The 25,774-nt window shown below is 36.8% G+C and carries 20 protein-coding genes and 1 riboswitch; of the genes, 19 read left to right on the top strand and 1 reads right to left on the bottom strand.

What is annotated here, in order from left to right; genetic code table 11:
- Positions 1 to 153: 153 nt before the first annotated feature.
- From polX to MKY26_RS11300, 11 genes are all read left to right on the top strand, one after another.
- Complete coding sequence (gene polX / locus MKY26_RS11350) at positions 154 to 1,872, top strand: DNA polymerase/3'-5' exonuclease PolX (protein ID WP_322909657.1); 1,719 nt, start codon at positions 154 to 156, stop codon at positions 1,870 to 1,872.
- 40 nt (positions 1,873 to 1,912) lie between these two features.
- Positions 1,913 to 4,270, top strand: a complete 2,358-nt coding sequence (locus MKY26_RS11345) for an endonuclease MutS2 (protein ID WP_307312691.1) — start codon at positions 1,913 to 1,915, stop codon at positions 4,268 to 4,270.
- A gap of 76 nt (positions 4,271 to 4,346) precedes the next feature.
- Entirely contained in the window at positions 4,347 to 4,754 is a 408-nt protein-coding gene (locus MKY26_RS11340; protein ID WP_095372340.1) for a DUF350 domain-containing protein, read from the top strand.
- 380 nt (positions 4,755 to 5,134) lie between these two features.
- Complete coding sequence (locus MKY26_RS11335) at positions 5,135 to 6,841, top strand: AMP-binding protein (protein ID WP_322909656.1); 1,707 nt, start codon at positions 5,135 to 5,137, stop codon at positions 6,839 to 6,841.
- 234 nt (positions 6,842 to 7,075) lie between these two features.
- Positions 7,076 to 7,660, top strand: coding sequence for a TetR/AcrR family transcriptional regulator (locus MKY26_RS11330; protein WP_340975840.1), 585 nt, complete (start codon positions 7,076 to 7,078; stop codon positions 7,658 to 7,660).
- A 28-nt stretch (positions 7,661 to 7,688) separates the two neighbouring features.
- Positions 7,689 to 8,462: an enoyl-CoA hydratase gene (locus tag MKY26_RS11325; RefSeq protein WP_095372343.1), complete on the top strand. Its 774-nt coding sequence runs from the start codon at positions 7,689 to 7,691 to the stop codon at positions 8,460 to 8,462.
- 211 nt (positions 8,463 to 8,673) lie between these two features.
- The gene (locus MKY26_RS11320; RefSeq protein ID WP_224935805.1) at positions 8,674 to 9,447 is read left to right on the top strand and encodes an electron transfer flavoprotein subunit beta/FixA family protein; all 774 of its coding nucleotides are present in this window, start codon (positions 8,674 to 8,676) and stop codon (positions 9,445 to 9,447) included.
- Positions 9,448 to 9,486: 39 nt separating this feature from the next.
- Complete coding sequence (locus MKY26_RS11315; protein ID WP_341097332.1) at positions 9,487 to 10,464, top strand: electron transfer flavoprotein subunit alpha/FixB family protein; 978 nt, start codon at positions 9,487 to 9,489, stop codon at positions 10,462 to 10,464.
- 230 nt (positions 10,465 to 10,694) lie between these two features.
- Positions 10,695 to 11,012 (top strand): thioredoxin, encoded by a 318-nt coding sequence (gene trxA / locus MKY26_RS11310; protein WP_095372346.1) that lies wholly within the window; start codon positions 10,695 to 10,697, stop codon positions 11,010 to 11,012.
- Positions 11,013 to 11,154: 142 nt separating this feature from the next.
- Complete coding sequence (gene uvrC / locus MKY26_RS11305) at positions 11,155 to 12,927, top strand: excinuclease ABC subunit UvrC (RefSeq protein WP_251162600.1); 1,773 nt, start codon at positions 11,155 to 11,157, stop codon at positions 12,925 to 12,927.
- A gap of 69 nt (positions 12,928 to 12,996) precedes the next feature.
- Positions 12,997 to 13,177: riboswitch (Lysine riboswitch) on the top strand.
- A 154-nt stretch (positions 13,178 to 13,331) separates the two neighbouring features.
- On the top strand, positions 13,332 to 14,561 hold the full coding sequence (locus tag MKY26_RS11300) for an aspartate kinase (RefSeq protein ID WP_307312694.1): 1,230 nt from the start codon (positions 13,332 to 13,334) through the stop codon (positions 14,559 to 14,561).
- 96 nt (positions 14,562 to 14,657) lie between these two features.
- On the opposite strand, the gene MKY26_RS11295 is transcribed toward MKY26_RS11300, so the two are convergent.
- Positions 14,658 to 15,134, bottom strand: coding sequence for a YslB family protein (locus MKY26_RS11295; RefSeq protein WP_233435215.1), 477 nt, complete (start codon positions 15,132 to 15,134; stop codon positions 14,658 to 14,660).
- A gap of 447 nt (positions 15,135 to 15,581) precedes the next feature.
- Between MKY26_RS11295 and MKY26_RS11290 the strand changes: the two genes are divergently transcribed.
- The 8 genes from MKY26_RS11290 to racE all read left to right on the top strand — a co-directional run bounded on the left by MKY26_RS11290 (position 15,582) and on the right by racE (position 25,696).
- Positions 15,582 to 16,190, top strand: a complete 609-nt coding sequence (locus tag MKY26_RS11290) for a succinate dehydrogenase cytochrome b558 subunit (RefSeq protein WP_095372349.1) — start codon at positions 15,582 to 15,584, stop codon at positions 16,188 to 16,190.
- 72 nt (positions 16,191 to 16,262) lie between these two features.
- A complete protein-coding gene (gene sdhA / locus MKY26_RS11285) occupies positions 16,263 to 18,014 on the top strand; it encodes a succinate dehydrogenase flavoprotein subunit (protein ID WP_095372350.1) in 1,752 nt (583 codons plus the stop codon).
- A gap of 32 nt (positions 18,015 to 18,046) precedes the next feature.
- On the top strand, positions 18,047 to 18,820 hold the full coding sequence (gene sdhB / locus MKY26_RS11280; RefSeq protein WP_095372351.1) for a succinate dehydrogenase iron-sulfur subunit: 774 nt from the start codon (positions 18,047 to 18,049) through the stop codon (positions 18,818 to 18,820).
- A gap of 291 nt (positions 18,821 to 19,111) precedes the next feature.
- Complete coding sequence (locus MKY26_RS11275) at positions 19,112 to 22,990, top strand: 5'-nucleotidase C-terminal domain-containing protein (protein ID WP_341097312.1); 3,879 nt, start codon at positions 19,112 to 19,114, stop codon at positions 22,988 to 22,990.
- Positions 22,991 to 23,369: 379 nt separating this feature from the next.
- Entirely contained in the window at positions 23,370 to 23,837 is a 468-nt protein-coding gene (locus tag MKY26_RS11270; protein ID WP_095372353.1) for an acyl-CoA thioesterase, read from the top strand.
- Between the two features lie 148 nt (positions 23,838 to 23,985).
- The gene (locus MKY26_RS11265) at positions 23,986 to 24,210 is read left to right on the top strand and encodes a helix-turn-helix domain-containing protein (protein WP_066191568.1); all 225 of its coding nucleotides are present in this window, start codon (positions 23,986 to 23,988) and stop codon (positions 24,208 to 24,210) included.
- A gap of 217 nt (positions 24,211 to 24,427) precedes the next feature.
- The gene (locus MKY26_RS11260; protein WP_095372354.1) at positions 24,428 to 24,886 is read left to right on the top strand and encodes a MarR family winged helix-turn-helix transcriptional regulator; all 459 of its coding nucleotides are present in this window, start codon (positions 24,428 to 24,430) and stop codon (positions 24,884 to 24,886) included.
- A gap of 12 nt (positions 24,887 to 24,898) precedes the next feature.
- Positions 24,899 to 25,696 carry a glutamate racemase gene (gene racE / locus MKY26_RS11255; protein ID WP_095372355.1) on the top strand — a complete coding sequence of 266 codons (798 nt, stop codon included), beginning with the start codon at positions 24,899 to 24,901 and terminating at the stop codon, positions 25,694 to 25,696.
- The last annotated feature ends 78 nt before the right edge of the window (positions 25,697 to 25,774 follow it).

Below are 25,774 nucleotides of genomic sequence, written 5' to 3'. Positions count from 1 at the left end.
GAAGTTTTCTTTATTTAAAGCCAATCTTTTTTTTTGATAGGTCACCAATAAGAGGCGGACTGTCTGGAACGGTGGAAATATTGTATGATTTTATAGGTAGTAAGAAAACGGGAAAGACTAAGAAAATATGAATGTAAATGAGGCGATACACTTATGACAATTAATAAAAAGGATGTTGTTCATTTATTAGAAACGATTGCTATTTATATGGAGTTAAAGGGCGAGAACCCTTTTAAAACGGCTGCCTTTCGTAAAGCAGCAACGGCGTTAGAGACAAGTGATTTAACGTTGGATGAAATAGAGGATTATACGAAGTTACCTGGTATTGGTAAGGGTACTTCTGCAGTTATCACAGAGTTTGTAGAAGAAGGCACAACTAGTGCACTTGATGAATTAAAGAAGGAAGTACCAGCAGGTTTGATTCCACTTTTGCAATTGCCGGGTTTAGGTGGTAAAAAAATTGCTAAATTGTATAAAGAGCTTGGGGTTAAGAATGCTGAAGATTTAAGGACAGCTTGTAATGATCATCAAGTACAAGCTTTAGCCGGATTTGGAAAGAAAACAGAAGAAAAAATTCTCGAAGCATTAGCTAATGTGGGTACTAGACCGGAACGCTTGCCTCTTGCTTTTATGCTACCGATTGCTGAGAAAATTGAAGGATTTCTATCTTCATTTATAGATATCGACCGTTTTTCTCGAGCAGGTAGTATTAGAAGAATGAGAGAAACGATTAAAGATTTGGACTTTATTATTTCAACAACGGTTCCTGCTTCAGTGAAAGAACAGCTTTTACAAATAGGTGAGATTAAAGAAGTGATTGCGGCAGGAGAAACAAAAGTTTCTGTAGTGCTTGCAGAAAAATATGATGTCTCTGTTGATTTTAGAATTGTAACTCCTGAAGAGTTTGCTTCTACACTTCACCATTTTACCGGTTCTAAAGACCATAATGTTCGCATGCGTCAATTGGCGAAGGAACGGGGAGAAAAAATCAGTGAGTATGGTGTAGAAGATATAGAAAAAGGAACGATTAAAACGTTCCAAACAGAAGAAGATTTTTATGCTCATTTTAAATTACCTTTGTTTCCTCCTGAAATTCGTGAAGATGGTAAGGAAGTTGAGACATATACTGCAAACACGCCACTTATAGAAAACGAAGATATCAAGGGCGATCTTCATATGCATACAACATGGAGTGATGGTGCTAATTCCATTGAAGAGATGATTGCTGCCTGTCGCACAAAGGGTTATCGTTATATGGCTATTACGGATCATTCGCAATATTTAAAAGTAGCGAATGGATTAACAAAAGAACGGTTATTAAAACAAAAAGAAATCATTCACGAAATCAATGAAAAATATGATGATTTTCAAGTTTTGTCGGGGATAGAAATGGATATTTTACCGGATGGTTCCCTAGATTATGAAGATGATGTGTTGAAAGAGATGGATATTGTTATTGCTTCTATTCATTCAGCTTTTTCACAATCAGAAGAGCAAATCATGCACCGATTAGAAAATGCGATGAGAAACCCACATGTTGATATTATTGCTCATCCGACAGGGCGGTTGATTGGGAGACGGGATGGTTATGCAGTCAACATTGAGAAATTAATTGCATTAGCAAAAGAAACCAATACGGTACTTGAATTAAATGCTAACCCGAATCGGTTAGACCTTGCAACAGAAGCATTAAAATTAGCACAAGAATCTAATGTGAAGATTGTCATTAATACGGATGCTCATAAAACAGAAACACTCGATCATATGGAAGTGGGTGTATCAGCAGCAAAAAAAGCATGGTTATTAAAAGATACGGTGCTTAATACATTTGAAGCCGATGATTTATTACAGTTTTTAAAGAATCGTAAGTAAAGAGAGCGGATAGATACGGAAAATGAAGGGGGATTACTTCATGCAAGATAGAATTTTGAAAATGCTCGAATTTCATAAAGTGAAAGAACAGCTTTTAACCTATGTGTCCTCAAGCCTTGGGAAGAAAAAAGCGGAAGATTTAGTACCGTCAACAGATTTTTCCGAAGTGATTAAGTTGCAAAACGAAACGGATGAAGCAGCTCAAGTGTTACGTATGAGAGGTAGTGTACCTTTAGGGGGGATTTTTGACATTACTCCTCACTTAAAACGAACAAAGATTGGTGCAATGTTGAGTCCCCATGAACTGATGCAAATAGCCAGTACGATTCATGTAAGTCGACAAATGAAGCGTTTCATTGAAGATTTTGCTGATGAAGAAGAAAATGAAATACCAATCTTGTTCAGCTATAGCGAAAAAATCATTGTTCTAGCTGAGCTAGAAACGGCGATTAGAAATAGCATTGACGAAAATGGAGATGTACTTGATAGTGCGAGTGAAAACTTACGCCAATTAAGGACACAATTAAGAACGAGAGAGAGTCGGGTACGAGATAAATTAGAATCAATGATTCGTTCGTCCAGCGCACAGAAAATGCTTTCTGATGCGATTATTACTATTCGTAATGATCGTTTCGTTATTCCTGTTAAACAAGAATATCGTGGTCATTATGGTGGTATTATTCATGATCAAAGTTCTTCTGGGCAGACATTATTTATAGAACCACAGTCTATTGTCCAACTAAATAATGAATTACAAAATATCAGGGTAAAAGAGCAGCAAGAAATTGAGAAGATCCTGATTCAGCTATCATTATTAACGAATGAGTATAATAATGAACTACAAACTATTGTTTATGTTTTAGGTGAAATGGATTTTATGTTCACAAAAGCAAGATATGGAAAGAGCATAAAGGCAAGTAAACCATCTGTAAACGACAAAGGTCATATTAGGCTTTTCAAAGCTCGTCATCCATTGATTCCAGCCAATGAAGTCGTAGCGAACGATATAACGATGGGAGAAGCCTATTCTTCCATCGTTATTACGGGACCGAATACAGGTGGTAAGACAGTCACATTAAAAACAGTTGGTCTTTCTACATTGATGGCACAGGCAGGACTACAAATTCCTGCTTTAGACGGGTCAGAAGTAGCGGTATTTGGCGCTGTTTATGCTGATATCGGTGATGAACAGTCAATTGAACAGAGTTTAAGTACTTTCTCGTCACATATGGTCAATATAGTTGATATTTTAGAAAAAGTGGACGGTAATAGTTTAGTCCTTTTTGATGAATTAGGTGCAGGAACAGACCCGCAAGAAGGGGCAGCTTTAGCCATTTCTATTTTAGATGAAGTGTATAACAGAGGAGCTAAAGTCATTGCAACAACCCATTATCCCGAGTTAAAAGCCTATGGTTACAATCGTGAGGGGGTTGTAAATGCCAGTGTTGAATTTAATGTAGAAACGTTGAGTCCTACTTATAAATTATTGATTGGCGTTCCTGGTCGCAGTAATGCTTTTGAAATTTCAGGACGACTTGGTTTAAATGAAAGTGTAATTACCAATGCCAAGGAATATATAAGTGCTGATAGTAACAAAGTAGAAAATATGATTGCCTCATTGGAAAGTAGTAAAAAGCAAGCGGAGGCAGAGCGTGAAGAAGCATATGCATTATTAAAAAACGCTGAGAAGCTTCATAAAGATTTGCAAAAACAAATGGTTTCCTACTATGAAGAAAAAGATGGGCTAGAACAAAAAGCAAAGGAAGAAGCCGCATCTATTGTAGAGAAAGCGAAAGAAGAAGCAGAAAGCATTATTAGCGAACTTAGACAAATGCGCATAGAAAAGCATGCAGAAGTTAAAGAGCATGAACTGATTGAAGCAAGAAAACGTCTATCTGACGCCGCACCTGAAATAGTGAAGAAGCAAAAGAAAAAAAGTGCAAATCAAACTCATCAATTCCAGCCTGGAGATGAAGTAAAGGTATTAAGTTTCGGTCAAAAAGGCCAGCTATTAGAAAAACTAGCTGAAAAGGAATGGAGTGTCCAAATCGGCATTTTAAAAATGAAGGTGGAAGAAAAAGATTTAGAGTTTATTAAAACAACTAAGCCGGTGGAAACAAAACCAATGGCAACTGTAAAAGGAAAAGATTATCATGTTAGTTTGGAGCTTGACCTCAGAGGCGAAAGATATGAAAACGCTCTTTTGAGAGTCGAGAAATATATTGATGATGCTCTTCTAGCAGGTTATCCGCGCGTGTCTATCATTCACGGAAAAGGCACGGGTGCTCTAAGGCAAGGTGTGCAAGAGTATTTACGAAATCACCGTTCGGTCAAATCTATTCGTTTTGGGGAAGCTGGTGAAGGTGGAACTGGTGTGACTGTGGTAGAATTTAAATAGCGATTATCTTACACATGGATGAAAAAACATGTAAGCACAAAAAGAATTCATTAAAAATTTTTGGGGAGAACATAAAATGAATCAGTTTTGGGAAAATGAATTTGTTCATACCGCTGCCTACTTTAGTGTGGTTATTCTATGTATGATTGTCTTTTTAGCAGTATTTGAGCTTGTAACGAAATATAAGAATTGGGAAGAGATTAAAAAAGGAAATGTTGCTGTGGCAATGGCTACAGGTGGTAAGATTTTTGGGATAGCAAATGTGTTTCGTCATTCGATTATGCATAATGATCATTTACTTGTCATGATTGGTTGGGGTGTGTTCGGTTTTATTTTATTGTTAGTCGCTTATTTTGTTTTTGAATTCATGAGTCCGAAAATAAAAGTAGATGATGAAATACAAAATAATAATATTGCTGTTGGACTGATATCTATGATATTATCTATCGGAATTTCTTATATTATTGGTGCGAGCATATCTTAGGGAGCGTAATTGAATGGAGAGATTAGCAAAAATATTACTTGTATTATGCGTATTATTTATCTTAGCGGGCGTCATCTTTATGATATAAAGGAATTGATTCATTAATTAGATTTAGACAATTATTCGTATGTGGAATACAACGAATGGTTGTCTAGTTTTTTTTAAGTCAAAGAGCGCCATACTTTATTTACTCATACAACTTTTCTCCTTCCCTCATGGTGGCTATGGTTTGTGCTATTTAGCATAAGATAAAGAGGCATCTTTAGGAAATAAGGCACAGATTTATATAATTTCATTTGTCTTGCTTACAAGTGTATATTATAATAAAAAGTGAACAATTTTAAATGTTCTAAAAATATAATATTTGGGGAGGGTCGTAAATGTCTGAAGAAAAACCGTGGCTGAAGCTGTACCCTAATGAAATCCCATCAACACTTGCCTATCCAGAACAGCCTGTTCAGGAGTTTTTAGTTGCTGCCGCAAATGAGTTCCCTGAAAAAAAAGCCATTCACTTTATGGGGAAAGAATTTACGTATCGTTATGTCTATGAATCCGCTCTAAAAGTTGCAGGCTACCTGCAAAGTATCGGAATAACGAAAGGCGATCGAGTCGCTATCATGTTACCTAATACCCCGCAGTCAGTCATAAGTTATTATGGTGTTCTATTCGCAGGAGGAGTGGTGGTCCAAACAAATCCACTTTATATGGAAAGAGAACTTGAATTCCAAATGAAGGATTCAGGAGCGATTGCGATTATCACAATGGATATACTTTTTCCAAGAGTGACTAAAATACTACCTCAAACAGAATTGAAACATGTAATTGTAACCGCTATCAAGGACTTTTTACCATTTCCAAAAAATATTGTGTATCCATTTATTCAGAAAAAGCAATATGGCTTATCAGTCAATGTCAGACATGAAGGCAATTATCACTTATTAACAGAAATATTAAAAGGTGAAGCAAGACCAGTTCAAACATATGATATAGAATTCAATGAAGATTTAGCACTATTACAATATACAGGTGGGACGACTGGATTTCCGAAAGGAGTTATGCTTACCCACAAAAATTTAGTATCCAATGCTGCAATGTGTAAAGCATGGTTATATCAAACGAAAAAGGGCGAAGAGGTTATTCTAGGGATATTGCCATTTTTCCATGTATATGGTATGACAACTGTTATGATCTTAACAATTATGGAAGCTAACAAAATGGTTTTACTACCAAAGTTTGATGTTGAAACAACCTTGAAGACCATTCAGAAGCAAAAGCCAACACTTTTCCCAGGTGCTCCGACCATTTATATTGGATTATTGAATCATCCTAAAATTAAAGAATTTGACCTTTCTTCCATCGATTCCTGTATCAGTGGATCAGCGGCACTACCTGTTGAGGTCCAACAAAAATTTGAAGAAATCACTGGCGGTAAATTAGTAGAAGGATATGGGCTAACAGAGTCTTCACCTGTGACACATGCTAATTTCCTTTGGGATGAACCGAGAGTAAAGGGAAGTATTGGGATTCCTTGGCCAGACACTGATGCAAAAATTATGTCTACTGAAAATGGCGAATTTTTACCTGTTGGTGAAATTGGAGAGATTTGTGTAAAAGGTCCACAAGTCATGAAAGGCTATTGGAACCGTCCAGATGATACGGAACAAACATTAAAAGACGGCTGGTTATTAACAGGGGATTTAGGGTATATGGATGAAAATGGCTATTTTTATGTGGTTGACCGCAAGAAAGATATGATTATCGCCGGTGGATTTAATATTTATCCAAGAGAGATAGAAGAAGTGTTATATGAGCATGAAGCAGTCCAGGAAGTAGTAGCAGCTGGCGTGCCCCACCCTTACCGAGGAGAAACAGTTAAAGCTTATATTGTTAAAAAAGAGGGTGTCCATATTACAGAAGATGAATTAAATGAGTTTGCTAGAAAACACTTAGCTGCTTATAAGGTACCGAGAATTTATGAATTTCGTGAGGAACTACCTAAAACAGCAGTAGGAAAAATACTGAGAAGAGCTTTAATTGAGGAAGATAAAAAGAAATTTGCTGAAGAGCAAAATGAGGCGATCAAATAATCGGGCCAAGTGGCTCATTCTTTTTGAAACCTAGAGCTTGTCCACCTTAAAAACATAATAATTATGCAAAGTTTCTTGACAGAACAATCATTAGATAATAATATAATTTTATGAATGACTATTCATTCATTTTTATCATTCGGAATGGTTGTTCTGTTGATTAGGTGGAAACGAGTATCTCCATTCCGGTATACTCTTTGATAGGAGCAAGAGTAATATAGGGGGAGAATGATTTTGAAGAAGAACAAACCAAAATACAGACAGATTATTGATGCGGCAGTGATAGTCATTGCTGAGAATGGCTACCATCAATCACAAGTTTCAAAGATTGCCAAACAGGCAGGCGTGGCTGATGGGACGATTTATTTATATTTTAAGAACAAAGAAGATATCTTAATTTCCCTCTTTGAAAACAAAATGGGTCACTTTGTTGAAATGATTGAGGAGAAAATAGCAGGAAAAGTAAGAGCAGCAGAGAAGTTATTAATGATGGTCGAAACCCACTTTCATATTTTATCTCAAGACAAACATTTAGCTATCGTGACACAATTAGAACTAAGGCAATCGAATATCGATTTACGGCAAAAAATTAATGCAATCTTAAAAGGTTATTTAGGCTTAATCGATTCAATCTTACTCGAAGGAAAAAAAATGGGTGAGTTTGCTAGTAATCTCGATGTCCGATTAGCTAGACAGATGATCTTTGGGACAATGGATGAAACTGCAACAACATGGGTGATGAATGATCAAAAATACGATTTAACTGCGTTAGCGCCCGAAGTTCATCGTCTTTTAATCAGTGGGTGCAAAAGCCAATAATTAAAAATAATAATGGAGGTAAGAAAAAGTGGAATACTTAAATTGGAAGATTGATAATGAAGTTGCAACAATTACCATTAATCGCCCTCCTGCCAATGCACTATCATCTGGGTTGATTGAGGAGTTAGGTGAAGTACTGGATCAGATTGAGCCAAACCAAGATATTAGGGTGATCCTCATTCATGGAGAAGGCCGCTTCTTCTCTGCTGGAGCAGATATTAAGGAATTTACTTCTATCGAAAGTGGTGAAGGTTTCTCACATCTAGCAGAAAATGGACAAGGGCTCTTTGAGAGAATAGAAACCTTCAAGAAACCTATTATTGCAGCCATTCATGGTGCAGCTTTAGGTGGAGGTTTGGAACTTGCAATGAGTTGTCATATTCGCTTAGTTGCTGAGAATACAAAAATGGGACTACCAGAATTGCAGCTTGGATTAATTCCTGGGTTTGCTGGTACACAACGATTACCTCGTTTTGTTGGAACGGCAAAAGCAGCTGAAATGATTTTAACGAGTGATCCAATTACGGGGTTAGAAGCTGTACAACTCGGTTTAGCCAATCATGCTTACCCTGAAGAAAAGCTGTTAGAAAATGCCTATTCAATGGCACAAAAAATCGCCAAAAAGAGCCCAGTATCTGTCGGTGCAACATTAGAATTACTGAATTATAGTAAATCCAACCGTTATTATGATGGGGTGAAAAAGGAAGCAGAACTTTTTGGTCAAGTTTTCGTAAGTGAGGATGCAAAGGAAGGTATTTCTGCTTTTGTTGAAAAGCGAAATCCAGTTTTCTCAGGAAAATAATTTTTTAAATATAAACGTTTTCATTACCAATTTTGTTTATAATCTATTATAATAGATTTAATAATTTAAATTGTTAAATAATAATCGATTTGAAAAGCATTTCTAGGAATAGGTTATTGTAAGACTGAGCATACGCTCAGTCAACAATTTAGTTTTATTTGTCAAAATCTTATGAAGCAATGGAATGTTTGTAAAATTAGGAGGCGAAACCATGAACATCTATGTACTAATGAAAAGAACATTTGATACAGAAGAAAAGATCACGATTTCAGGCGGTAAAATTAATGAAGATGGAGCAGAATTCATCATCAACCCTTACGATGAATATGCAATCGAGGAAGCAATCCAAGTTCGTGATGAACATGGTGGTGAAGTAACGGTTGTTTCTGTAGGGACAGAAGAAGCTGAGAAGCAACTTCGTACAGCATTAGCGATGGGTGCTGATAAAGCAGTACTGATTAATACAGAAGATGACGTTGAAGAAGGAGATCAGTTTACGACTTCTAAAATTTTAGCTGAATTCCTTAAAGATAAAGAGGTTGATTTGATTATTGGTGGGAATGTAGCGATCGATGGTGGATCAGGTCAAGTTGGCCCACGCGTAGCGGAGCTATTAGCTATTCCTTATATCACAACCATCACTAAGTTAGATATTGAAGGTACAACAGCTACAGTTGTTCGTGATGTAGAAGGTGATTCTGAAGTAATCGAGACTTCTCTACCATTACTTGTCACTGCACAACAAGGTTTAAATGAACCGCGCTACCCTTCTTTACCAGGGATTATGAAAGCAAAGAAAAAACCTTTAGACGAAATTGAATTAGACGATCTTGATTTAGACGAAGATGATGTAGAAGCGAAAACAAAGACAATCGAAATCTCCCTACCACCGAAAAAAGAAGCTGGAAAAGTGCTTGAAGGTGAATTAGAGGGTCAAGTAAAAGAATTAGTCAGTCTACTTCATAACGAAGCAAAAGTTGTCTAATAGTGAGCATAAAAGAATAAAAACGTTGGGGGTATAATAATGGCTAGAAAAGTTTTAGTATTAGGTGAAGTAAGAGAAGGTTCATTGCGAAATGTTTCTTTTGAAGCAGTTGCTGCAGCAAAAACATCTGCTGAAGGTGGAGAAGTTGTAGGTGTTTTGTTTGGTGATTCTGTAAGCGCTTTAGGAGCTGAATTCATTCAGTATGGAGCTGACCGAGTGGTAACAGTTGAGGATGAACTGTTAAAACAATATACATCTGACGGTTATTCCCAAGCCTTACTTGCCGTTATTGATCAAGAAGATCCTGAAGGAATTATTTTCGGACATACTGCCCAAGGTAAAGATCTTGCACCGAAGATTGCGGCAAAGTTAGAATCCGGTCTTATCTCTGATGTAACAGATCTAGAAGTTGAGGGTGGTAACATAGTCTTTACTCGTCCGATTTACTCAGGAAAAGCATTTGAAAAGAAGATTGTAACAGATGGACTTCTTTTCGCTACTATTCGTCCTAATAACATTGCACCACTTGAAAAAGATGAAAGTAGAAATGGAGATGTTTCATCTTTATCTGTAGAAATTAAAAACTTGCGTCAAGTCATCAAGGAAGTTGTACGAAAAGCAACAGAAGGTGTAGACCTTTCTGAAGCAAAAGTTATTGTTGCTGGTGGACGCGGTGTGAAAAGTGAAGAAGGTTTTGAGCCGTTAAAAGAATTGGCAGATGTCCTTGGTGGTGCTGTTGGAGCTTCACGTGGCGCATGCGATGCAGACTACTGTGATTACTCACTTCAAATTGGTCAAACAGGTAAAGTAGTTACACCGGACCTTTATATCGCTTGTGGTATATCTGGTGCGATTCAACATTTAGCTGGGATGTCCAATTCAAAGATTATTGTTGCCATCAACAAAGATCCTGAAGCGAATATCTTTAAAGTAGCGGATTATGGTATTGTGGGCGACTTATTCGAAGTCCTTCCATTACTAACGAAAGAGTTTAAAGAATTACTTGTAAATGCATAATTTTCGTTTACATCTGATATGAGCGGGTAGACTTATACTATCCGCTTCTTTACTATGTTGGCAAAAAGATTAATGTTGAATAAAATAGACATTGAATCCTTTTTAAAGGTTCAGTATGATACAATAAAAAAATGGGTAATCTATACGAGCAAAATAATAGCATCCATTATTAATCGATGATATACTTTCGATAAGATTTTTTAGTTATTTATTAGGAGGATATAAATATTATGGCTATCACACATGCAACAGATCAAAACTTTACTGCTGAAACTGGTTCAGGTCTTGTACTTGCAGACTTCTGGGCACCATGGTGCGGACCTTGTAAAATGATTGGACCAGTTCTTGAGGAAATTGATGGAGAAATGGGAGATAAAGTAAAAATCGTTAAACTTGATGTTGACGATAACCAAGAAACTGCTGGTAAATTTGGTGTTATGAGCATCCCGACTCTCATCGTATTTAAAGATGGTGCAGAAGTAGATAAAGTGGTTGGTTTCCAACCGAAAGAAGCATTAGTTGAATTGCTTCAAAAACATGGTGCATAAGAAGTACCATAAAAACAAACCCCGGCTTCTACTTTTAGAAGATCGGGGTTTTTTTACAGTACAAGTATGGCAAAATCAGTAAGAAGGGTATGGTTTCCTCCTGCAATGATATTCTTTTTAGGTATGGATGTGACAGCTAATTATGAATGATAATATAAAAAATAAATTACCTTTATTACCTGCTCAACCTGGTTGTTATTTAATGAAAGATCGCCAAGGGACAATTATTTATGTCGGTAAGGCGAAAGTGCTTCGTAATCGGGTTAAGTCCTATTTTACCGGTTCGCATGATGGAAAGACATTAAGGCTGGTAAATGAAATTGAAGATTTTGAATACATCGTGACCTCTTCCGATATGGAAGCATTATTATTAGAGTTAAATTTAATTAAAAAGCATGACCCCAAATATAATGTCATGTTAAAGGATGATAAGAGTTATCCTTTTATTAAATTAACAAATGAAAGACATCCGAGATTAATTACCACGAGAAAAGTAAAAAAAGACAAAGGGAAATATTTTGGTCCATATCCAAATGTGCAGGCGGCCAATGAAACAAAGAGATTATTAGATCGCCTTTATCCTTTAAGAAAATGTAACACCTTACCAGATAGAGTTTGTCTATACTACCATATCGGACAATGTCTAGCTCCTTGTGTAAATGAAGTAAAATCTGACACATACAAACAAATGACAGATGAGATTACTCGTTTCTTAAATGGTGGTTATAAAGAAATCAAAAAAGAACTTTCAACGAAAATGGAAGAAGCGTCCGCAGCGCTAGAGTTTGAGAAAGCAAAGGATTTCAGAGATAAAATTATCCATATAGAAACGACGATGGAAAAACAAAAGATTACAATGACGGATTTTACTGACCGAGATGTGTTTGCTTATGCGGTTGATAAGGGTTGGATGTGTGTACAAGTATTTTTTATTAGGCAAGGGAAACTTATTGAAAGAGATGTATCTATGTTTCCAATCTATAATGAGCCTGAAGAAGAGATGCTCACCTATCTCGGCCGTTTTTATGAACAAGCTAATCATTTTAAACCAAAGGAAATTTACTTGCCAGACTCTGTTGATGTGACGATGGCTGAGCAGCTTTTGGATGTAAAAATATTTATTCCTCAAAGAGGGAGAAAAAAAGAACTAGTGAAACTTGCCTATAAAAATGCAAAGATTGCTTTAAAAGAAAAATTCTCGCTTATTGAACGTGATGAGAAAAGAACGGTGAATGCAATAGAAAGCTTAGGTGAGGAGCTAGGAATTTACACACCCTATCGCATTGAAGCTTTTGATAACTCCAATATCCAGGGTACCGATGCTGTCTCAGCAATGATTGTCTTTATCGATGGTAAGCCTGCAAAAAGGGAGTATCGGAAATATAAGATTAAGTCAGTTAAAGGACCAGATGATTATGAATCTATGAGGGAAGTGACGAGACGGAGATATAGCCGGGTTTTAAAAGAAGGGCTACCCCTACCTGATTTAATTATCATTGATGGTGGAAAAGGACATGTTGAAGTCGTTCGAGATGTGCTTGAGAATGAACTCGGTTTAGATATTCCACTAGCAGGATTAGTCAAAGATGATAAGCATAAAACATCTCAACTTCTTTATGGAAATCCATTAATGATCATTCCCCTCGCTCGAAATAGCCAGGAATTTTATTTATTACAACGTATTCAAGATGAAGTGCATCGATTTGCGATTACATTTCATAGACAAGTTCGTGGAAAGAGTGCATTTCAGTCACTTCTTGATGAAATTGATGGTATTGGGGAAAAAAGAAAAAAGCAGTTATTAAAAGATTTTGGTTCTGTAAAAAAAATGAAATCAGCTAGTGTAGAAGACCTTAGGGAATCTGGCTTACCATTAAAAGTTGCACAAGAACTTTATGAAAAGTTACATGAATAGACATTGTCTGAAAAAAACAAATATGGTATAGTGTTTTTAACTTTATATCAAATCACTTTTTAACTTGAAAGTGAAGGTAGAGGTGCGAGTTTCATTAGTAAAAGTTCCTTAGAAGATTGAGCTTCGTTTGAAGGACTTTGAAAGGGAATATTCGCCGAAGTGAAGAAAGACTCAATATTTTCTTCGCTGGTTCTGCATTGAATAAATGCAGGATTGTCAAGACTATCTGTCTTGGAGGGCTATCTCACTGTGTGTACGTAGATTGTTCATACGTTTGACTACACAGCAATGGGATGGGTTTCATCTCATTGCTTTTTTTTATGCCGAATATGGGTAGAAATGTGTTGGTTGTACATACAGGCGGCAGGGAATAAAAACGAATGACTTGAAAGTAGGGGAGAAAAGTGGGCTTAATTGTACAAAAATTTGGTGGAACCTCCGTAGGCTCGGTTGATCATATTCAAAATGTAGCCAACCGTGTCATTGAAGAAAAAAATAATGGTAATGATATCGTTGTTGTTGTGTCGGCTATGGGCAAAACGACTGATCAATTAGTTGGTATGGCAAAAGAATTATCACCCGCTCCGAGTAAGAGAGAAATGGATATGTTGTTATCTACAGGTGAGCAAGTTACGATCTCTTTATTAACAATTGCACTAAATTCAAAAGGTTATGAGGCAACTTCCTATACGGGCTGGCAAGCAGGGATTAAAACGGAATCAGTACATGGTGACGCAAGAATCACTGATATTGACACAAAACCTGTTTCACAAGAGTTAAAGAAAGGGAGAATTGTTATCGTAGCGGGTTTTCAAGGTTTAAGTGAGACTGGCCAAATAACGACATTAGGTCGGGGTGGCTCTGATACAACAGCCGTAGCTCTTGCAGCAGTATTAAAAGCGGACAAATGTGATATATACACCGATGTAACAGGTGTATTCACAACTGATCCACGCTATATAAAAAATGCAAGAAAGCTTCCATCTATCTCATACGATGAAATGCTTGAATTAGCTAATCTTGGTGCAGGCGTTCTACATCCAAGAGCAGTTGAGTTTGCAAAAAATTACAATGTAAAGCTTGAAGTACGTTCTAGTATGGAACGAGAAGAAGGTACAATTATAGAGGAGGTTGCGGAAATGGAAGAGAACTTAGTTGTTAGAGGGGTTGCTTTTGAAGATGATATTACAAGGGTATCTGTACTAGGGATTAAAGACCCTTTAATAAGCCTTTCATCCATCTTTTCAATCTTGGCGAAAGAACATATAAATGTTGATATTATTATACAAAGTATTACAGATGATAAATCATCAGGCTTATCTTTTTCAATTAAAAACCAAGATCTTACAGAGACTGTAAAAATACTAGAAAAAAATCGAGAAGCATTAAGTTATGATCAGATTGAATGGGAATCACAATTGGCGAAAATCTCGATTGTCGGTTCAGGAATGATTTCAAATCCTGGAGTAGCAGCTGAGATGTTTAATGTATTAGCTGCTAATAACATCGTTGTAAAAATGGTCAGTACATCTGAAATAAAAGTCTCGGCTGTAATCGACCAAGCGCATATGTTAAATGCCGCTCAAGCTTTACACCAAACGTTTAATTTAGCTGGGGATTTAATAAAAAATTAAATGAACTACAGTAGTATAAGACAGGAAAATCCAAACATCATTCGACGCCTTAATAGAATGATGTTTGGATCCTTTTTTACTGTTGAGTATATTTTATTAAGTGTGGATATTGTCCTTTTTATCCCATTTGACTGTGAAGAGGACCTTTCCACCCTTTTTACGTGGGTGCTCGAATGTTTCGCAAATCACTTCTTTTTTCTGTTCGATTTGTTGAGCAATAAAACCAGCTTCTAATTGGAATGTTGCGTGAGTATTTTCTTTACAGCGCTTTTGAATGACTTCGCTTGTCAACTCGTATTCGATTTCTTTTTTGTTTTCGAGGTTTTTCGTTAATTTTCCCCAACCAGCCTCGACAAAGAAGCTGAATAAGTCTTCTTCTGTTTGAAGAGGATATTTACGTGCTAGTCTCTTGCCTGCCCAGTATAAGATATCTGGTGCGTCTTTACCTAGTAAATCATGTAAAAGTTCTTCTCTAATTAATTCATAGCCAAAGGATGAAATCATTTCTTTGTTTGGTTCAATTGATTCTGCCATGTTTTCGGTTTGTTCTATTTGGGCTTCTTGAGATGGCATATTATGCTAAATCTCCCCTCTTTCATAAAGTCTAATATATACAATTTACTTGGAAAAAACGAATACGTACAGTGAAAAGGGAAAAATTTTTAGTTTGTAAAACTGGTGTAAATTATGGGAATAATCTTAACACTAATAATAATCTAATGTAAATGCATTTTTATGCGTAAAATATGAATATTATTGCGTGATTTAAGCTATTTTAATATACCGCCAAATAGGGTTGAAAAAACTATATCATTGGTTTTTTGAGTGAAACTAGAATAGAAAAAATTTTCGTAATATCGACAAAATCTGTATCCGTTTTCTTGACGCTAATGGGCGATGGGAGTAAAATGGACATGTCATATAAATGTTTTGAAAATGATTTGCATTTTCTTAGTGATGCGAAGGATTTGTTATGTACATATTCAGCGTGTCATGCTACAAATTCAAGGGGGTAAACTTATGGCGGGTAATCGAGAGTTTTTAAATCGCAGATTGCATTCATTACTTGGAGTTATACCTGTTGGGGTCTTTCTGATCCAACACTTAGTAGTGAACCATTTTGCAACTAGGGGAGAAGAGGCATTTAATAGCGCATCACATTTCATGGAAAGTCTTCCTTTTAGATATTTCCTAGAAATATTTATTATTTTCTTACCTTTGTTATATCATGCAATTTACGGTCTTTACATTGCGTTTACAGCAAAAAATAACACTTCAAGATTCGGATTTTTCCGAAACTGGATGTTCTTAGTTCAACGTGTAACCGGTGTAATTACATTGATTTTCATCGTTTGGCATGTTTGGGAGACTCGTATTGCAGCAATGTTCGGTGCCGAAGTAAATTATGATATGATGGCTGATATTTTGTCTAGCCCATTCATGTTAGCATTTTACATCGTTGGTGTATTATCTGCAATTTTCCACTTTGCAAATGGTTTATGGTCCTTCATGGTAAGCTGGGGAATTACAGTATCTCCTAGATCACAATTGATTTCAACTTATGTAACTTTAGTCATTTTTATCGCATTATCAATTGTAGGTATTCGTGCTATTTTTGCTTTCGTGTAATGAATACATACATTTTTCTATAATTTGTTCGGTTTTTTTTAGAGGTATTAGTATTAAGGGAGTGAGTCAGATATGGGTAAAGGAAAGGTTATTGTTGTCGGTGGCGGATTAGCCGGATTGATGGCAACTGTTAAAATTGCTGAAGCTGGCGGACAAGTAGAATTATTTTCTTTAGTGCCGGTTAAACGTTCTCACTCTGTTTGTGCCCAAGGTGGTATTAACGGAGCAGTAAATACAAAAGGTGAAGGGGATTCTCCTTGGATTCACTTTGATGATACAATTTATGGTGGTGACTTCTTAGCTAACCAACCTCCAGTTAAGGCAATGGCAGAAGCAGCACCTGGAATTATTCACTTATTCGACCGTATGGGTGTTATGTTCAACCGTACACCTGAAGGGTTATTAGATTTTAGACGCTTTGGCGGAACACAGCATCACCGTACTGCTTTTGCTGGTGCGACAACAGGTCAACAATTGCTTTATGCATTGGATGAGCAAGTGCGTCGTCACGAAGTAGCAGGGTTAGTAACAAAATATGAGGGTTGGGAGTTCTTGGGAACTGTCATTGATGATGACGGAGTTTGTCGCGGGGTAGTAGCGCAAAACCTACAAACAATGGAAATCCAATCATTCGCAGCAGATGCTGTCATTATGGCTTCTGGTGGACCGGGAATTATTTTTGGTAAATCAACTAACTCTATTATTAATACAGGCTCTGCTGCATCAATCGTTTATCAACAAGGCGCGTATTATGCAAATGGTGAGTTCATTCAAATCCATCCAACTGCTATACCAGGAGATGACAAACTACGTCTAATGAGTGAATCTGCACGTGGTGAAGGTGGTCGTGTTTGGACATATAAAGACGGGAAACCTTGGTATTTCTTAGAGGAAAAATATCCGGCATACGGTAACTTAGTTCCTCGTGATATTGCTACACGAGAAATCTTTGATGTTTGTGTAAACCAAAAACTAGGTATCAATGGTGAAAACATGGTTTACCTTGATCTTTCACATAAAGACCCGAAAGAATTAGATATTAAATTGGGTGGTATTATTGAAATTTACGAGAAATTCCAAGGTGATGACCCTCGTAAAGTACCAATGAAAATCTTCCCAGCTGTTCACTATTCAATGGGTGGTTTATGGGTAGATTATGATCAAATGACAAATATCCCTGGATTGTTTGCTGCAGGTGAGTGTGATTATTCACAACATGGTGGTAACCGTCTTGGAGCTAACTCATTGCTTTCTGCCATTTATGGTGGTATGGTTGCTGGACCAAAAGCGCTTGAATATATTGAAGGATTAGAGAAATCAAGTGAAGATTTATCTTCTTCATTATTCGAAGGTGCAGTTCAACAAGAACAAGAGAAATGGAATAAAATCATGTCTCTTGATGGAACAGAAAATGCATATATCCTTCACAAAGAACTTGGTGAATGGATGACTGATAATGTAACAGTTGTTCGTCATAACGATCGTTTATTAAAAACAGATGCTAAAATTGTTGAATTGTTAGAGAGATATGAAAATATCAACATTAACGATACAGCAAAATGGAGTAACCAAGGGGCGGCGTTTACTCGTCAATTACAAAATATGCTTCAATTAGCTCGTGTTATTACAATTGGTGCATATAACCGTAACGAAAGCCGCGGTGCCCATTATAAACCAGAATTCCCTGATCGAAATGATGATGAATTCTTAAAAACAACTATGGCTAAATTCGTTGATGGCAAATCAGCGCCACAATTCCATTACGATGAAGTGGATATCAGCTTGATTAAGCCACGTAAACGTGACTATACAACGAAACATTAAGAGAAAACTCGATGAAAGGGGAGTAATTAATCGTGTCAGAAGCAGCAGTAAAGTCTAAAACCGTATTATTTCAAATTACAAGACAAGATGGTCCTGATTCAGATTCTTATGTAGAAGAATTTGAACTTGATTATCGTCCAAATATGAATGTGATCTCTGCTCTAATGGAAATTCGAAGAAACCCGGTAAATACAAAAGGGGAGCATACAACACCAATTACTTGGGACATGAACTGTTTGGAAGAAGTTTGTGGAGCTTGTTCTATGGTCATTAATGGCAAACCGCGTCAATCTTGTACAGCTCTGATCGACCAATTAGAACAACCAATTCGTTTAGCACCAATGAAAACATTCCCGGTAGTACGTGATTTACAAGTTGATCGTAGTCGCATGTTTGATTCATTGAAAAAAGTAAAAGCATGGATTCCGATTGATGGAACATATGATTTAGGTCCAGGGCCTCGTATGCCAGAGAAAAAACGCCAATGGGCTTATGAATTATCAAAATGTATGACTTGTGGTGTATGTTTAGAAGCGTGTCCAAATGTAAACAGCAAATCTGATTTTATCGGACCGGCACCACTTTCTCAAGTGCGTTTATTCAACTCTCATCCAACGGGTGAAATGAATAAGGCAGATCGTTTAGAGGAAATTATGGGTGACGGTGGTCTTGCTAACTGTGGTAACTCACAAAACTGTGTGCAATCTTGCCCTAAAGGTATTCCTTTAACAACATCAATTGCCGCGCTTAACCGTGATACAACATTACAATCTTTCAAAAACTTCTTTGGAAGTGACCGTGTGTAATAGATTTTATAGAACACTGAGGCTTATAGCCTCAGTGTTTTTTTTATCCAGTAAAAGGGTAAGAGTGTGATCTTCGTTTGAAGGAGCAATATTTTAATAGTTATTAAGCAATTCGTACTGAAAATTCATAATAATAAAACAAAATACCTATTAATTGATGAATGAAGAAAGTACTTTCAGCTTATTTTTGGCAAAAAATGTAGAATTTTTGTTATAAATAAACACGAATCATAGAAAAACTGGTATATTTCAGTTGTTGAAAGATTAATAATAATTTGAAGGAGGAACAGAATGAAATTAGCTAGTAATCGATGGTTGGCCTTATTGATGATTTTTATGTTAATATTTTCTAGCTTCAGCCCTCTAGCGGGACAAGCAGCACAAGAAGATGTATTGACGGTGAATGAAGCGATTGAAAATAACGAAGGAAATGCAACAGTAGAAGGTTACATAGTAGGTCATACAGTTTCGACGAATAATTACAATTTTAATCCACCTTTTAGTAATGACTATAATATTGCGATAGCTGATGATGCGAATGAACAAGATTCGTCAAAAATTTTACCTGTGCAAGTGTCTAGCAGCTTTCGTGCGACATTTGGCTTACAGACTAACCCTGATATTATAGGTGAAAAAGTACAAATAACAGGCAATCTTGAAGCATATTTTACCGTACCTGGCTTGAAAAATCCAACTGCATTTACATTTGCTGATGGAAACCCTGATGATGGGGAAGAGGAAGAGCCATCTGATGGTGTTGAAGGTCTGCGCATTGGTGATATACAAGGAGCGGGGCATGAGTCTCCTTATGTAAATCAGAACGTAACAGCTGTACAAGGTATTGTAACAAAAGTAGTAGATAACAGTAATTTTTATATGCAAGATGATACACCCGATGATAATCCCCATACATCAGAAGGGATTCTCGTCTACAAGCCTACGCATCAAGTAAAAGTTGGAGATAAGGTTACAGTGGATGGGCTTGTGAAAGAATGGGTTCTTGACGGATATAGTGAAAAGTTAGAAACAGATTTAGCCATGACTGAAATCAATGCCCAAAATGGGAGGGTAAGCATTGAATCATCAGGAAATGACCTGCCAGAAGCAATTGTTTTAGGCAAAGATCTTCCTTTACCTCATGATATTATTGATAATGATGAAATGCAATCTTTTGACCCTGAGGAAGATGGTATCGATTTTTATGAGAGTCTAGAGGGTATGCGCGTCGCAGTGGAGAATCCTCAAGTTGTTGCACCTCAAAAATATGGTGAAATACCTGTCATTGCGAATCAAGAAGAGGATAAACTCTATACGGATCAAGGTGGGGTTTTATTAACGGAAGATAATGCAAATCCAGAAAGACTGCATCTTTTATTAGAAGAGGATAATTATGTAGCTAAAACGGGTGATCGTTTTGATGGTACAGTCACCGGTGTAATTAGTTATGGTTATAGCAACTTTAAAGTGTTAGTGGATATGGATTCTTTACCAGATTTTATTGAATCGGAAAAAGAAGAAGTAACGACAGAACTTGGCAAGGATGAAGGAAAATTAACAGTTGCCTCTTATAATATTGAAAATTATTATGAAGGTACAAGCCAAGAAAAGACAAATAGAATAGCGCAGTCAATGGTTAATGAGTTAAATTCACCGGATATTATTGGTCTTGTAGAGGTACAAGATGATAATGGCCCGACTGATGATGGTATAACAACGGCAAAAGCTAGTTATGAGAAATTAATTGCAGCCATTGCCGCAAATGGTGGTCCGACGTATGACTGGGCAGATATTGCACCAGAAGACAAGCAAGATGGTGGTCAGCCGGGTGGGAATATCCGAGTAGGATATCTCTATAATCCAGAAAGAGTTACTTTAAAAGAGGCACCCAAAGGCGGGGCTAACGACGCAGTTACGTATGAAGACGGTCAATTAACATTGAACCCAGGTCGCATCGATCCGACGAATGAAATTTTCCAAGATACAAGAAAATCGCTAGCAGCACAGTTTGAATTTAATGGAGAAGATGTGATTGTCGTTGCTAATCACTTTAATTCTAAGTCAGGTGATGAACCACTATTTGGGAAGAATCAACCTCCGGAATTAGTGAGTGAAGCACAAAGAATACAGTTAGCAGAAGCTGTAAATGGGTTTGTGAAAGATATAGAGTCTAAAAACCCAGATGCGAATGTTGTTGTATTAGGGGATATGAATGATTTTCAATTCACTCCCACATTAGAAACATTAAAAGGTGAAGAGTTAACGAATATGGTTGATACTTTACCGGAAAACGAACAGTATACGTATAATTACCAAGGAAATATGCAAGTACTTGATCATATTTTAGTATCGAATCATTTAGCAGAAGCTGCCAAAGTAGATATTTTAAATATCAATTCTCTATACATGGAGGAGCATGGTAGAGCTAGTGATCATGATCCGTTATTAGTTGAGTTAGACATCGCGGTAGAAGAGGAAAATGAGGGGCCATTCTCAATGAGTATCCTTCATACAAATGATACCCATGCTCATTTAGAAAATGTTCCAAGATTGTTTACTGCAGTGAATCAACTAAGAGATGAAAAAGAAAATACACTATTAGTTGATGCTGGGGATGTATTCTCAGGTACATTATTTTTCAATATGTACCTAGGACAAGCGGACTTACAATTTATGAATCGTTTAGGTTATGATGCTATGACATTTGGAAATCATGAGTTTGACAAAGATTCGCAAGTGTTGGCTGACTTTGTATCCAATGCGGATTTTCCATTTGTTAGTGCAAATGTGAATGTTGAGAATGATGAGATTTTAAGCCAATTAAAAGTAAATGAGTTTGGATATCCTGGAGAAAACGGTAAGATCTATCCTGCCATTATTAAAGAAGTAGATGGCGAAAAAGTAGCATTATTTGGCTTAACAACAGAGGACACTTCATTTTTGGCGAACCCAGATGAAGCCATTGTTTTTGAAGATGCAGTTGAAATGGCTAGCAATACAGTAGCAGCGCTTGAAGAAGAAGGAATTAATAAAATTATTGCACTTTCACATTTAGGTTATACGCCAGATCAGGAATTAGCTGAAGCTGTTCAAGGTATCGATGTGATTGTTGGAGGACATTCTCATACGACATTAGAAGAGCCAGTTGTAAAAAATGAAGATGGAGAACCAACTTTAATCGTTCAAGCCAATGAATATCATAAATATTTAGGCTCTTTAGACATTGTTTTCGATGATGAAGGCGTACTGTCAGAGTGGAATGGTGAATTACTTGATCTCGTTAGTCAAGATGAGAACGGTGAATATGTTTATGAAGAAGATGAATGGGCGCGTAATAAACTTGATGAGTTAAGTGAACCGCTGGAGGAATTAAAACAAGAAGTAGTAGGGTACAGTGAAGTTGCCTTGAATGGTGAACGTACTGATGTTCGTACGAAAGAGACCAATTTAGGAAACTTGATTGCAGATGGTATGCTTTCTAAAGCTAATGAATCTGTGCCAACACAAATTGCGATGCAGAATGGTGGCGGTATTCGTGCATCCATTGCTCAAGGTGAAATTACGCTTGGCGATGTTCTTACTGTGTTGCCTTTCGGTAATATGTTAGTCACCCTTGATTTAACAGGAGAAGAAATAAAACAAGCTTTAGAACATAGTGTAGCAAATATTGAAGAAGGTGCTGGCCAGTTTATGCAAGTGGCAGGTCTTCGCTTTAAATTTGACCAAGCACAGCCAGTGGGTGAACGTGTCCATGGCGTTGACGTGAAAGTAGACGGTGAATATATAGCAATCAATGAAGACGAAACCTATACGGTTGCGACCAACGCTTTCACGGCCGATGGTGGAGATGGATATGATATGTTCAAAAAAGCCAAGGATGAGGGCAGAATTACTGAACTATTTGAAGTGGATTATGATGTGTTTTCCACCTATTTGGAAAACAATAATCCGGTAGCTCCGGAAGTTGAAGGAAGAATTATTGCAGAAGTGAAATCAACAGATCCGGAAGAGCCAGGTGAACCTGAAAACCCTGAAGAGCCGAGCGCTTGTATTCCTGGCCCTGATACTAGCTGGTCTGAGTGTAAACAAGAAATCATTGATCACTTGAAGGATAAGGTAAGAGAATTCACAAGATGGATTTGGGAAATGATTAAAAAATGGTTTGGATTTTAGGATAAAACCTATTTAAAGTAAGCCCTAGCACACACTTCGTAAAAAAGTTTGTGCTGGGGTTTTTATTGTAGTGTTAACTCCATATCTTTGAGATTTCTCGTTTTTTATAAGAAAGTGTTGGTAAATTATTTGTTGAGTCATTTTATCTGCTTTTTACATTTGAAAAGGAAATCCTTTCAAATGACCCAAAAAAACGTTTTACACGGTCTGCCTTAAACATTTTTTCACATGAATGACTCAATTAAGCAATTATAGTTACAAAATCAGAAAAAGTAACATAAGATTATGTATGAATTTCTCCTTTAGTATTTGTGTGAAAAAAGCTATAATAAGAAAAAGAACGACTGAATGCTCATTCATTTTCGAGGAGGATCTAAAAGTGAAAAAAACTGATTATATAGAAAATTTTGTGACATGGGAAGAAGAATTTATATTTGCTCACCCTGTTAAGGTGCGTTTTTCTGAAACAGATATGTTTGGTCATTTAAATAATACGGTTCCATTTGTTTACTTTGAAGAGGCTCGCATTGAGTATTTTAAAAGTTTAAATCTTATGGACGATTGGGTGAAGGAAGAAAACGAAACATTTATTGTCGTTGCAGATCTTCAATGTGACTATATGAAGCAAGTTTACTTCGATGAGAACCTCTTAATTTATGTAAAAGCAGGCAGAATCGGACAATCATCGGTAGATATTCATTACATGGGTAAAAGAGAGAATGGTGACATTTGCTTTACAGGAAGAGGAACGATTGTTCAGGTATCTAAATTAACTGGTAAAGGTGCGCAGTGGACTGATGATATGAAGCTTGCTTTTCATGAGAAAATAAATGTACCTCAATCTTAGATAGGGACAGGCGTACATTTAGAAAATAAACATTCTCTACTTCAAGAATTTCAGTCACTCTCATTGTTTAACATACATATGATATGATGACTAATACACACCCACCCCGCGATTCATGGCTGGCGAAAGGCAAGGAGGGTTACAATACTTGAAGGAGAATGATTATACTCACAAGCCGTTACTCACAAAACGAGAAAGGGAAGTATTCGAGCTGCTAGTACAAGATAAAACAACTAGGGAAATCGCTGGTGAATTATTTATAAGCGAAAAGACAGTTCGGAACCACATATCTAATGCCATGCAAAAGCTTGGTGTAAAGGGGCGTTCACAAGCTGTTGTAGAGCTCCTTCGTATGGGAGAGCTAGAGTTATAATTTTAGACCGGCAGTCCGTCTGGATTGCCGGTTATCAATGTAATAGAATTTTATTATTTTAGGCGGGCGCAATGCTCGTTTTTCTTTTCTTGACATATTTTTTTAGTTTGCTTACAGTTCTCGCTTGAATTTTCCTTCGAAAAAGGTGACAATAAAATTAGGATTAAAAGTAACGGAATAACCGAATATTTCGATGATATATATAGGAGTGTAGTGAATGAACGTAAGAGAACATAGAAATGAACATGTTAATGAAGTTGTAGCAGATATAGAAAAGGATTTACGATATATTTCTGGAATTATTAAGCAACATGGCCGTGAAATTTTAAGCAATTATACCATTACTCCCCCGCAATTTATTGCCTTACAGTGGTTATTAGAGGACGGGGACATGACAATTGGAGAATTATCGAATAAAATGTACTTAGCCTTTAGTACAACGACAGATTTAGTCGATCGTATGGAAAAGAGTGAATTGGTAAAAAGAGTGAAAGATCCTAATGATCGTCGCGTTGTAAGAATCCACTTATTGGAGGAAGGCGAAAGAATTATAGAAGAAGTGATCGACAAAAGGCAAGATTATTTGCAAGAAGTATTAAAGGATTTTTCCGGTGAAGAGGTCGTTCATTTAAGGGAGAATCTAAGAAAATTGCATCAAGATATGAAAAGAGATTGAGGCGAGAAGAAAGTGAAACAACCGATAGGTATTATTGATTCAGGGGTTGGCGGGTTAACTGTTGCAAAGGAAGTGATGCGTCAGTTACCTAATGAAAATATTATTTACTTAGGAGATACAGCTCGATGTCCATATGGTCCGAGGTCTGGAGAAGAAGTAAAAGAATTCACATGGCAAATGACGAAGTTTTTATTAGAAAAAGAAGTGAAGATGCTCATTATTGCCTGTAATACTGCGACTGCTGTTGCATTAGATGATATTAAGAATGAGTTACCAATTCCGGTCATTGGCGTTATTTTTCCTGGAGCAAGAACGGCGCTAAAAGTAACAGAAAATCATATCATTGGCATCATTGGTACAGCGGGAACGGTGAAGAGTCGTGCTTATGAACTCGCATTAAAAGGGATCAATAATCGTACGGTAGTTCATAGCCTAGCTTGTCCTAAATTTGTCCCACTAGTAGAAAGTGGGGAGTACGAGAGTGTATTTGCGAAAAAAATCGTTCTAGAAACGTTAGGGCCATTAACAAATAAAGGTTTAGACACATTGATATTAGGCTGTACACATTATCCGCTGTTGGAGAATCTTGTTAAGCAAGTGATGGGTGAAGGTGTTAACGTGATTAGTTCCGGAGATGAAACCGCTCGAGAAGCAAGCACGATTCTTTATGATCGCGGCTTTTTAAACACGAGTGAAGAAGATCCTCAGCACCGTTTTTTCACAACAGGTTCTGAAGCGATGTTCAAAGACATTGCAACAAAATGGTTGCATAGAGAGATAAACGATGTGGAGCGCATACAACTCGGATAATATGGAGGCACCAAATATAATCAATGAACAATCATTGGTTGTATTTGGTGTTTTTTAAATGAATAGATTGCGAGAAAG

This window comes from Cytobacillus sp. FSL R7-0680, from assembly GCF_038009245.1.
Lineage (GTDB): Bacteria > Bacillota > Bacilli > Bacillales > Cytobacillaceae > Cytobacillus > Cytobacillus kochii.
The sequence above is the reverse complement of the archived record's forward strand: the minus strand, read 5'-3'. Positions and strand labels throughout refer to the sequence as shown.

Excerpts from the sequence above, each read along its gene's own strand:
- polX (WP_322909657.1), top strand. The coding sequence starts at position 154 with ATGACAATTAATAAAAAGGATGTTGTTCATTTATTAGAAACGATTGCT.
- MKY26_RS11345 (WP_307312691.1), top strand. The coding sequence starts at position 1,913 with ATGCAAGATAGAATTTTGAAAATGCTCGAATTTCATAAAGTGAAAGAA.
- MKY26_RS11340 (WP_095372340.1), top strand. The coding sequence starts at position 4,347 with ATGAATCAGTTTTGGGAAAATGAATTTGTTCATACCGCTGCCTACTTT.
- MKY26_RS11335 (WP_322909656.1), top strand. The coding sequence starts at position 5,135 with ATGTCTGAAGAAAAACCGTGGCTGAAGCTGTACCCTAATGAAATCCCA.
- MKY26_RS11320 (WP_224935805.1), top strand. The coding sequence starts at position 8,674 with ATGAACATCTATGTACTAATGAAAAGAACATTTGATACAGAAGAAAAG.
- MKY26_RS11315 (WP_341097332.1), top strand. The coding sequence starts at position 9,487 with ATGGCTAGAAAAGTTTTAGTATTAGGTGAAGTAAGAGAAGGTTCATTG.
- trxA (WP_095372346.1), top strand. The coding sequence starts at position 10,695 with ATGGCTATCACACATGCAACAGATCAAAACTTTACTGCTGAAACTGGT.
- uvrC (WP_251162600.1), top strand. The coding sequence starts at position 11,155 with ATGAATGATAATATAAAAAATAAATTACCTTTATTACCTGCTCAACCT.
- MKY26_RS11295 (WP_233435215.1), bottom strand. The coding sequence starts at position 15,134 with ATGCCATCTCAAGAAGCCCAAATAGAACAAACCGAAAACATGGCAGAA.
- MKY26_RS11290 (WP_095372349.1), top strand. The coding sequence starts at position 15,582 with ATGGCGGGTAATCGAGAGTTTTTAAATCGCAGATTGCATTCATTACTT.
- sdhA (WP_095372350.1), top strand. The coding sequence starts at position 16,263 with ATGGGTAAAGGAAAGGTTATTGTTGTCGGTGGCGGATTAGCCGGATTG.
- MKY26_RS11275 (WP_341097312.1), top strand. The coding sequence starts at position 19,112 with ATGAAATTAGCTAGTAATCGATGGTTGGCCTTATTGATGATTTTTATG.
- MKY26_RS11260 (WP_095372354.1), top strand. The coding sequence starts at position 24,428 with ATGAACGTAAGAGAACATAGAAATGAACATGTTAATGAAGTTGTAGCA.